This window comes from Nocardia vaccinii NBRC 15922 (assembly GCF_001613305.1).
Lineage (GTDB): Bacteria > Actinomycetota > Actinomycetes > Mycobacteriales > Mycobacteriaceae > Nocardia > Nocardia vaccinii.
Genome location: NZ_BDCC01000035.1, coordinates 143,957 through 154,610 on the forward strand (window position 1 = coordinate 143,957; position 10,654 = coordinate 154,610).

General features: G+C 65.9%; 9 protein-coding genes. 7 read left to right on the forward strand and 2 right to left on the reverse strand.

Annotated features, from left to right (window positions below; genetic code table 11):
* Positions 1–7: 7 nt before the first annotated feature.
* Positions 8–505: a YbaB/EbfC family nucleoid-associated protein gene (locus NV1_RS23555; protein ID WP_084525689.1), complete on the reverse strand. Its 498-nt coding sequence runs from the start codon at positions 503–505 to the stop codon at positions 8–10.
* A gap of 428 nt (positions 506–933) precedes the next feature.
* Between NV1_RS23555 and NV1_RS44955 the strand changes: the two genes are divergently transcribed.
* From NV1_RS44955 to NV1_RS23580, 5 genes are all read left to right on the forward strand, one after another.
* The gene (locus NV1_RS44955; protein WP_174557471.1) at positions 934–2,493 is read left to right on the forward strand and encodes a hypothetical protein; all 1,560 of its coding nucleotides are present in this window, start codon (positions 934–936) and stop codon (positions 2,491–2,493) included.
* A 71-nt stretch (positions 2,494–2,564) separates the two neighbouring features.
* Positions 2,565–4,070: a glycosyltransferase family 2 protein gene (locus tag NV1_RS45875; RefSeq protein ID WP_245713880.1), complete on the forward strand. Its 1,506-nt coding sequence runs from the start codon at positions 2,565–2,567 to the stop codon at positions 4,068–4,070.
* Positions 4,071–4,148: 78 nt separating this feature from the next.
* On the forward strand, positions 4,149–4,832 hold the full coding sequence (locus NV1_RS23570) for a hypothetical protein (RefSeq protein ID WP_067895186.1): 684 nt from the start codon (positions 4,149–4,151) through the stop codon (positions 4,830–4,832).
* A 78-nt stretch (positions 4,833–4,910) separates the two neighbouring features.
* Positions 4,911–5,372, forward strand: a complete 462-nt coding sequence (locus NV1_RS23575) for a YbaB/EbfC family nucleoid-associated protein (RefSeq protein WP_067895189.1) — start codon at positions 4,911–4,913, stop codon at positions 5,370–5,372.
* 39 nt (positions 5,373–5,411) lie between these two features.
* The gene (locus tag NV1_RS23580) at positions 5,412–5,717 is read left to right on the forward strand and encodes a WXG100 family type VII secretion target (protein ID WP_067895193.1); all 306 of its coding nucleotides are present in this window, start codon (positions 5,412–5,414) and stop codon (positions 5,715–5,717) included.
* A 4-nt stretch (positions 5,718–5,721) separates the two neighbouring features.
* Here NV1_RS23580 and NV1_RS23585 read toward each other — a convergent pair whose 3' ends face one another.
* Positions 5,722–6,477: a MerR family transcriptional regulator gene (locus NV1_RS23585; RefSeq protein WP_067895196.1), complete on the reverse strand. Its 756-nt coding sequence runs from the start codon at positions 6,475–6,477 to the stop codon at positions 5,722–5,724.
* Positions 6,478–6,653: 176 nt separating this feature from the next.
* On the opposite strand from NV1_RS23585, the gene NV1_RS23590 reads away from it, so the two are divergent.
* The gene (locus tag NV1_RS23590) at positions 6,654–8,195 is read left to right on the forward strand and encodes an amino acid permease (protein ID WP_067895199.1); all 1,542 of its coding nucleotides are present in this window, start codon (positions 6,654–6,656) and stop codon (positions 8,193–8,195) included.
* Between the two features lie 131 nt (positions 8,196–8,326).
* Entirely contained in the window at positions 8,327–10,654 is a 2,328-nt protein-coding gene (locus NV1_RS23595; protein ID WP_067895203.1) for a serine/threonine-protein kinase, read from the forward strand.

Below are 10,654 nucleotides of genomic sequence, written 5' to 3' on the forward strand. Positions count from 1 at the left end.
CCCGCACCTACCGGTCGGTGTCGCTGATCATCGAGCGTGGGCGAATGTCCTCGACGTCACCGTAGACCATCGCGGGTTGCTCCTCGGGACGCCGCTCGGGGGCGTCGGGGGGTGCGGTCGACGCGGGCGGGACGAGCGGCATCAACTCGCCGAGATCCGGTGCACCGTCCAATAATTCGGACAGCTTCGGCAACCGCTCCTTGCGCTCGCGCAGCGGCTCCATGAGTTCGCGGGCCATCTTCTGTACCTTGGCGGAGGCCGCCTGGACCGACTGGGTCATCGCGGTGGCGATCTCCTCGTAGGTCAGATCCTTGATGTCGTCGGCGAATTTGGTCGCGATGAGGATGCCGTCGGCGTTGACGGTGACCTCGATGCGCTTGTCGCACGCGGTAACCGTGGCCGTGAGCCGAGACCGGTTGCGCTGAATCTCAGCGAGGCCGGACATTTGCTCGGCGAACGCCTCCATCATCATCGCGGCATCGGCCTGCAATCGCTCATTGCTCATCGGCAACCTCCACGGATCAATGCTACGGCCGAACCCCCTGAGCCGCACGTCGAGAGCCTCATCCCGGCGCACCCTCAGCAAAATCCGGACCGTTGGTCCCGCTTCCAGTGTTAACGTTCATCATGGCCGGTTCACGGTCGGTTTCGCATCGCAATGCCGAAGTTGCCCAGCCGATCTCCGGTCACATGACGGGACCGCGAGCCGCGGCCGCCGCGCCCGGGAAACCTCCAGAGAACTTTGGACGAATCGACAGTGGCGACGAGATGTCTTGACGGCCAACGACTCTCGACGTGACATAGCGCACAGGACGAGCCCACCCGCCGGCTCGGCATACCGGCGCGTCCGCGACAGGCGATTCCGCTGGTCCGAGGACATTCGCCGCGCGACGGCCGCGGGCACGCCCGACCGGACGATGCAATACTGACGCGGTGCGACGCAACCTTGTCATTGTCCGAGCCGGCGATACGTCGATGCACGAGAAGTGGCTGGCCGGGCCGGTGGATCGGAACTGGGACCTGATCGTCAGCTACTTCGGTGACGACCCGGACCGCTACCGGGTGCCCGACGTGGTGCGAGTGGATGCCAAGGGCCCGAAATGGCCGCCGCTCGGGCAGCTCATCCAGAATCTGGCCACGCTGGTCGGCCAGTACGACTACGTCTGGCTCCCGGACGACGACATCGATGCGGACACCGCCGCGGTCAACCTGATGTTCGACTACTGCGCCGAATACCAGCTGTCGCTGGCGCAGCCCGCGCTGACCCCGGACAGTTCCATCGTCCACCCGATCACCCGGCTCGATCCGCGATACACGTTGCGCTACACCAACTTCGCCGAGGTCATGGCTCCCTGTCTGAGCCGGGACTTCCTGCGCCGCGCCGCCGCGGAATTCGGTGAGACCCAATCGGGTTGGGGCATGGACTACGTGTGGACGACCATGCTCGGCGAGGGCGATATCGCCATCCTCGACGCGGTTCCGATGCGGCACAGCCGGGCCCAGGGCAGCGGTCCGCTGTACGCGGCGGTGCGCGAGGCCGGGGTGGAGGATCCGCGGCAGGAATACGAAGCCTATATGGCCCGCAAGGGCGTGGTCCGCCAGCAGCAGGTGATGTATCGCGGTATCCCGGTCGGCTTTCCGGAACCGCCGGGCCTGACCGCCCGCCGCCTGGCGTGGCAGGCCCCGTCCCCGGAGGCACTGGACCCGAAGCGCTGTGTCGTGCTGGTCCCGGTCGCGGACAAGATCGAACCCGATTGCGCCCGTGGCCTGTTCGAACTCGAACGGCAGGGATACACCGTGTGGCGGCTGTACGGCGCGTCGGCGATCGACCAGGCCCGCAGTCAGATGGCCACCGACGCGCTCGCGGCCGGATTCGAGGAACTGATGTGGATCGATGCCGACATCGACTTCCCCGTCGACGCGGTGAACCGGTTGCGCGCACTGGATCTGCCCGTGGTCTGCGGGGTCTACGCGAAGAAGGGCAGGCGCGAGCTCGTGGTGCACTTCGAGCGCGGAACCGATCAGCTGGTGTTCGGCGAGGGCGGCGGTGTGCTGGAGATCAAATACGCCGCAACCGGATTCCTGCTCACCAAGCGCTGCGTATACGAGAAGATCGAAGCGGCGGAACAACTTCCGACCTGCAACCGGCAGTTCGGCACCCCTACCGTGCCGTACTTCCTGCCGATGGTCGTCGACGACGGCGAGAACCCCTGGTATCTGGGCGAGGACTTCGCCTTCTGCGAGCGGGCCCGGCGCAACGGTTTCGCGATCATGGCCGATACCCGAATTCGCCTGGGCCACATCGGGCGTAACTCCTACAGCTGGGAGGAGGCCGGCACGGACTCGCCCCGCTACAGCACCTACACCTACCACCTGCACCCGCCCAAGGAACCGGACGCCGAGCAAGTGGAGGCGGCACCGGACGAGCGGGACGATGCCGCGGCGCGGCCGGAACCGGACGGCGCACTACCGGTGTCCGGACCGAATTCGTGACCGAGTTTCCCGACGTCACCGGGCTCGCACGCGCACGGGCGGAGTTCGGCGACCGATGTAATACTGTCGTTGTGCGACGTAACCTTGTCATCGTCCAAGCCACCGAAATATCGCAGCACGAGTCCTGGATGACCGGTCCGGGCCATCGGAATTGGGATCTGATCGTCAGTTATACCGGTCCCAATGCGAAGCGTTTCCGCAGTCCTCACGCGGTGCGCATGGATTTCAAGGGCAGGAAATGGCCGCTGGTGCAGCACGTGGTACGGACCTTGGGCGATACGCTCGAGCAGTACGATCACATATGGATTCCGGACGATGATCTCCAGACCGATATGGCATCGATCAATGCGATGTTCGATATCTGCGCCGAATACTCCTTGGCACTGGCTCAGCCCTCGCTCACGCCCGACAGTTATGTCGATCACGAGATCAGCCGGGCCGTTCCCGGTCAGGTGCTGCGGTACACGAATTACGTCGGCGGCACGGCCCCCTGCTTCAGCCGGGAATTCCTGAATCGTTGCGTATCGGATTTCGGCGCGAGAATCTCCGAACTCGGCCTGGCGGCACTGTGGCCGACCATGCTCGGCGAACGCGATATCGCCGTGATCGATCACGCGTCGGTGCGCAACGTCCGCTCGCGGGCGATCCCGCAGCCCGCCACGGACGCGGAGCTCGAGCTCTTCGACCGGCTCATGGAGCTCGAGGGGACCGAGGCGTACGACGACGCCCCCGACGTGGATTTCGCGATCGTCGAATACCGGCGATTCCTCGATGCGAGGGGGCTGACGCCCATCGAGCCGCGGGTGCGCGGCGAGGTCGCGGCCGATCCGGACGCACCGGGCGGGCCGAAGCCGCGGCTGGAGCCGTTCTGGGTCGCATCCGATGCTCGCGAACGCCTGGACCCCGCCCGCTGCGTGATCCTGGTCCCGGTGGCCGATAGTATCGAACCCGATTGCGCGCGTGGTCTTTTCATGCTCGAACAGCAGGGATATCCGGTGTGGCGGCTGTACGGCGCCTCCGGTATCGACCAGGTCCGCAGCCAGATGGCCACCGACGCGCTCGCGGCCGGATTCGAAGAATTGATGTGGATCGACGCCGACATGTCCTTCCCGGCCGAGGCGGTGAACCAACTGCGCACCCTGGACCTGCCGATCTCCTGCGGCATCTACACCAAGAAGGGGCAGCGCGAACTGGTCGTCCACCTCGAGCCGGGCACCGAGCGGCTGACCTTCGGCGAGGGCGGCGGCCTGGCCAAGATCAAATACGCCGCCACCGGATTCCTGCACACCCGGCGGCACATCTACGACGAGATCCAGGAGCACGAGCAACTGCCGACGTGCAACAAGCATTTCGGCCGCCCGGTCGTCCCGTACTTCCTGCCGATGGCCGTTCCGGTGGGCGAGAACTTCTGGTATCTGGGTGAGGATTTCGCGTTCTGCGAGCGTGCCCGCCGGTGCGGTTACGACATCATCGCCGATACCAAGATCCGGTTGGGTCACATCGGGCGGCGGACCTACGGCTGGGAGGATGCGGGCAGTTCCCAGGAACGGTTCGCCAGCTTCACCTTCAACTTCTGATCTCCCGTTCCGATCTCCCGCGACCGCGTGGGGTCGCGCGGGATCAGGGAGCATACTTCGACGAGGGAGTGAACTTCGATGGACCCGTCGCGCTGTGTCGTGCTGGTGCCGATCGGCGGCTACCTGGAGCCCGAATGTGCCCGAGGGCTGGGGCAACTCGAAGCGCGCGGCTACCACGTGCGTGCCGTACCGCGGTACGCCGCGATCGACCAGGGCCGCAGTCAGATGGCGACCGACGCGCTGCTGGACGACTACGAAGCGATGATGTGGATCGATTCGGACATCGGCTTCGACGCCGACGCGGTGGATATGTTGCGCGAGCACGATCTTCCGATGGTGTGCGGGATCTACCCGCGCAAGGGCCGGCGCGAACTGGCCTGCAAACTGCTTCCCGATACGCCCCGCATCATCTTCGGCGAGGGCGGCGGTCTGCTGGAGATCCGTTATGCGCCAATGGGTTTCTGCTACACCCAGCGCACTGTCTACGAGCAGATGATCGTGCACGAGGAACTTCCGGTGTGCAACAAGCAGTTCGACCGCATCACGGTGCCGTACTTCCTGCCGCTGGTCCTGCCCGAGGGCGAGGACCACTGGTACATGAGCGCGGAATACGCGTTCTGTGAGCGCGCCCGCCGCAGTGGGTTCCGGGTCATGGCCGATACCCGGATCCGCCTGGGCCACATCGGGCGGCACACCTACCAGTGGGAGGACGCGGGCACCGAGCAGCCCCGTTACGCCACCTACGAGTTCAATCTGCACTGAACCGATCCCGATCACCCGGTAGACTCGGACGAGTTTCCGCGCGAGGAGATTTCGCTGTCGTGAGTAACGAGAGAGCCTGTGAGTAACGAGAGAGCCAAGGCCGATCTCGCCGATCTGCTGGATACGGTCAACACCCACATCCGGTCGATCGCGGATGCGCAGCGTAAGCGCACCGAACTCGTCGCCACGGCCACCGCCCAGGAGGGCCGGGTCGAGGTGACCTGCAATGCCGACGGAGTGCCGATCGACATCGTCTTCGCCGACGATATCGACGATCTGGACTACGACGAAATCGCCACGGCGGTACTGGAAGCCGCACAGGATGCCGCGGCCTCGGTCGCCCGCCAGGCCGAGGAGTTGATCGCGCCGGTGCGCAAAACCCGTTCCCGGCTGCCGAGCCTGTCCTCGATCGTCGCGGATCTGCCGGACCTCCAGGCGAAAGTGCCCGAACCCCAGCGTGCGTCGTTCGATCCGCCCTCGGCGCGCAACAAGGAGCAACCGGACCGGGCCCAGCCCTGGTCGGTATCCGACGACGACTGATCGGCCTGGACGACCGATCGGTGTGAGAGCGAGGATCCCGTGAGCGAACCGGTAGAGCTGAATCCCGACGGCCTGCGCAAGGCCGCGACGGAGTTCGACGACGTCTCCGCCACCACCAAGTCGATTCTCGACAGACTGCAGTCCTCCACCGCCGCCAAGGGCGCCCCCTGGGGCGACGACAAGAACGGCAAGAGGTTCGCCGAGGGCGACAAGGGCTACATCACCAACCGCGACGGGATGTTCAATACGCTCTCGCAGCTGGTGACGGTGTTCACCGACAACGCGAACAATCTGCGGGACTCCGCAAAGACGTTCGAGGACAACGAGAAGAACTCGTCGCAGTAGCGGCTCACACGCCGTCGGGCAGGATGTCACCCAGCTCCCGGGTGACGTGTTCGAGATATCGGGCGACGTACTGACCGATCAGGTCGCTCGCCACCTTGCCGGGCATCGACCGCGTCATCGACAGGTGTCCGACGAATTCGGCCACATCCTGCGATTTGCGATCGGACCGGCGGAACTCGCGCACGGCGGTCCGCTCGAACATGTCCACGAACTGCCGGGCGATGTGATCGCAATCATCCCGCAACCGCTCGATCTCGTCGAGCACCCGGTTCGGCGGCACGCCCGCGCTCATCAGCTGCGCGGCGATGTCGACCAGGTGCGGATCCTTGACCCGGTACGTGGTGGCGTCCACCGGTTCGTACAGGCCGGTGGTCACCACGCGCGCCAGACCGTTCGGGATCTCGCTGTAGCGTTCGGCGAGTTCGGTTGCGGCAATGGTGGTTTCGGTCGCGACGGCCGCGGGTTTCGGCGGCGCGGGCGCCGGCGCGGTCGAGGCGCTCACCCCTAGCACCGCGGCCAGATCGTCGCCGCGATCCCACGCCTCGAGCAGGTCGCGCACACCGTTGAGCTTGATGCCGCGGTCGAGCAGCCGGCTGATGATCCGCACCCGGTTCAGATGTTCCTCGCTGTAGAAGCCGGTGCGTCCCTTCAACTGCGGGGGTGGCAGCAAACCGCGCTCGTTGTACACGCGCAGCGTGCGCACGGTCATCCCGGCCTCGCGCGCCAACTCGTCGATCGTGAACTCCGATTCCACAGCCATACCTCCAGGAAACCATATGGAAACCCGCGTCCACAGTGCCCGTAACCACCGGGTTTCGGTGAGGGCCACGAGTTTCCATGACGTTACATATGAACTTACCTCTTGCATGTGCCATTTATCAGCGGTACGTTACACCACACAGCGGTATGATCGGCATCACAAGGAAGGTCCCGCACATGACCACCGTTCAACCTCCTCCGGAGACGCAGGCGCAGTCCCTGCACGCCGAGGACGAGGGCTACCACAAGGCCCTGCGCCCACGTCAGATGCAGATGATCGCCATCGGCGGCGCGATCGGCACGGGACTGTTCCTCGGCGCGAGCTCCCGGTTGCACACCGCAGGCGCGAGCCTGTTCATCGCCTACGCCGTCTGCGGCATCTTCGTGTTCTTCATACTTCGCGCCCTCGGCGAGCTGGTGCTGCACCGGCCCTCCTCGGGCTCGTTCGTCTCCTACGCCCGGGAGTTCTACGGCGAGAAACTGGCCTTCGGCGTCGGCTGGATGTACTTCTTCCACTGGTGCATGACCGGAATCGCGGATATCACCGCGATCGCCACCTATATGCACTTCTGGGGCGCGTTCAAGGTCATCCCGCAGTGGCTGATCGCGCTGATCGCACTGGCCATCGTGCTGAGCATCAACATGATCTCGGTGAAGTGGTTCGGTGAGATGGAGTTCTGGGCCGCGTTGATCAAGGTCGTCGCGCTGGTCGGCTTCCTGATCCTGGGCACGGTCTTCCTGGCCGGGCGGTTCACCCTGGCGGGTCAGAGCACGGGCTGGAGCGTCATCAGCCAGCACGGCGGCTTGTTCCCGAACGGCACCTGGCCACTGGTGTTGTCCACCACGGGCGTCGTATTCGCCTATGCCGCCGTCGAATTGATCGGCACCGCGGCCGGCGAGTCGGAGAACCCCGAGAAGGTCATGCCCCGCGCGATCAACTCGGTCATCGCCCGTATCGCGTTGTTCTACGTCGGCTCGCTGGTGCTGCTGTCGCTGCTCATTCCGTGGAACGAGTTCAACCCCAAGGTCAGCCCGTTCGTGACGTTCTTCTCCAAGCTGGGCCTGCACGGCGGCGGCACGCTGATGAACCTGGTGGTCCTGACCGCCGCGTTCTCCAGCCTGAACGCCGGACTGTATTCGACCGGTCGCATCCTGCGCTCGATGTCGATGAACGGCAGCGCACCGAAGATCGGCTCGCGGATGTCCAGCCGCGGCGTGCCCTACGTGGGCATTCTCGCGACCGGCTGTGTCGCGCTGCTGGGTGTGGGACTCAACGCGGTCGTCCCGAAGCAGGCGTTCGAGATCGTGATGAACATGTCGGCTCTGGGCACCATGTTCGCCTGGACCGCGATCATCCTGTGCCAGCTGCAGCTGTGGCGGTGGTCTCGGGACGGCAAGATCGAACGTCCGTCCTTCCGGCTGATCGGCGCGCCGTACACCAGTTTCGCGACGCTGATCTTCCTCGCGGCGGTCGTGGTGCTGATGGTGATCAGCGGCGACTCGACGCAATGGGGCGCGGTCCTGGCCATGGCCGTGGTCGTGGTCCCGCTGTTGATCGGCGGCTGGTTCCTGGCCCGCAAGCGGGTGCTCGAGCTGGCGGCCGCGCGGGTCGGCTACACCGGTCAGTTCCCGGTGCTCGCCGAGCGTCCGATGGAACACCGGGAGGACAAATTCTCCAGTCCCGGCAGGAGCTCGGACGATGAGGCACAATCGCACTGATACCCGACGATTCCGGTGACCACCGGAACACCGCCGGGACCGGTCCCCGCCGCTCCGCAGTACGGATCACTCCGGCTGCGGAGCGGTGGGGTTTCCGGATCACTGCGAGGTTCGAGGTTCTGAGAAGACGAATGGCCGAGAATTCCAGCCCGTCCGGCCACCCGAGTCCACCCCCGTGGGCGACGCGCCAGCTGCGCGAGGCCGCCGATACATCGTATCGGTGGGCGACCCGGCGCACGGTGGTCACCCAGCCCAGTTCGTGGGCGGAGCAAGAGGATTCGGTTCCGGCTGCGTCGGATACCGAGCAGCGCTCGCGTCCCGGCGTGCGGCGGGTCGGCGTCGGGCTGGTCACGCTGCCGCGGGTGAACCCGGTCGATCCGACGGCCGCGGTACTGCGCGATCCCCAAGTGCCCGAGGACAAACGCTTCTGCTGGAAATGTCAGCAGCCGGTCGGGCGCTCCGAAGAGAGCGCCGAGAGCGCTCCCGAACCCACGTCGGGCTCCCGGCCCCGCGACGTCTCGGCCGGAACGTGCGCACACTGCGGCTCCCCGTTCAACTTTCGGCCCATGCTCGAGCCCGGCGAACTTGTCGCCGATCAGTACGAGGTGCGGGGTTGTCTGGCCTACGGCGGGATGGGTTGGATCTTCCTGGCCCGCGACCGGAATGTCAGCGGGCGCTGGGTGGTGTTGAAGGGCTTGCAGAATCCCCTGGACATCGAGGCGCACGTGGTGGCACTGGCCGAACGCCAATTCCTGTCCGAGATGGCGCATCCGGCGATCGTGAAGATCTACAACTTCGTCAAACATCGTGGTGCGGACGGGATTCCGTGCGGCTACATCGTGATGGAGTACGTCGGCGGGCGCTCGCTCAAGACCGAACTGGACGAGCGCGCCCCCGAATGCCTGCCGGTCGCCGAGGCCGTCGCCTATATGCTCGAAGTGCTTCCGGCACTGGACTATCTGCATTCGTTCGGGTTGGCCTACAACGATCTCAAACCCGACAACATCATGGTCAGCGAGGACGAGGTCAAACTGATCGACCTCGGCGCGGTGGCCGCTCGCCAATCCGGCGGCAGTCTGTACGGCACGCCCGGCTACCAGGCGCCCGAGTTCACCCGCACCGGTCCGACCGTCGCCTCGGACATCTACACCGTCGGGCGCACCCTGGCCGCGCTGACCATGCGGATGCCCACCGATGCGCACGGTCACAAACTGCCCGGAATCCCGTCCGCCGAGGACGAACCGGTGCTGAGGCGTTATCCGGCGTTCGCGCGGCTGGTGCACCGGGCCACCGATCCCGATCCCGCCCAGCGTTTTCCGTCCGCCTATGCGCTGTACCGGCAGTTGCTCGGCGTGCTGCGCGCGGCTCTGTCCGAGGACACCGGTCGGGAATATCCCCAGGTCTCCACCATATTCAGCGCGCCGCGAGGGGATTTCGGCATCGATACGCTGGTCCGGCAGACCGATGCCATGGTCGACGGTGTGCACCGCGCACCGGACCTCGGTGCCGCGAATGTCGCTGCGGCCCTTCCGGTTCCGCTGATCGATGCCGAGGATCCCAGCGCGGATCTGCTCTCGCCACTGCTGCACGGCGAACCGCATCGGGCGCTGGACACCCTGCGCCAGGGCCGGGAGAACATGCGCATCGGCAAGATCGCCATGCCGGAGACCTTCGAACTGGAGGGCGCGTTGACCGAGATTCGCGCCTATCTGGATCTCGGCGAGGTGGAATACGCGCGATCCAAACTGGTCGCCCTGCGTTCGGGCTACGGCGTCGACTGGCGCATCGAATGGTATGCCGCGGTCGCCGAGCTCATCGACGCGGATTACGAAAAGGCTTATGCGCATTTCGATCTCGTCGCCGACATGGTGCCCGGCGAGGCCGCCCCGCTGCTGGCGCTGGCCGCGACCGCCGAACTGCTGATCGAATCCGGGCCCGAGGATCCGGATCGGTGGGAGCGCGCCGCGACCGAGCACTACCGCGCGGTCTGGCGCGCCAATCACGGAATCGCCAGCGCCGCTTTCGGATTGGCTCGCTGCCTGGCCGAGGCGAAGGATCACACCGCCGCCGTCGCCACCCTGCAGCAGATGCCCGAGACCTCGCGCCACCACGACGTGGCCCGGATGACCGCCTGCCTGCTGCTGGTGACCCGGCCGGCCGATGAGCTGACCCGCCGGGACCTCGACGAAGCCGCGGCCCATCTGCGCAATCTGCCCGACGAACCCCGCCTGCAACAGATGCGGGTCCTGGTCCTGAGCGCCGCGCTGGATTGGTTGCGCCGCAGCGGATCTGCGCCGGAGCCGGACTCGACGATCCTGGGCCTGCACTACTCCGACGAGGCGCTGCGCGAGGGGATCGAACTGGCACTGCGTCAAATCGCCCGCACCACACCGCGCCGCCTGCAGCGGTACGCGCTGATCGATCTGGCCAACCGGCTGCGGCCGCGGTCGTGGTGGTAG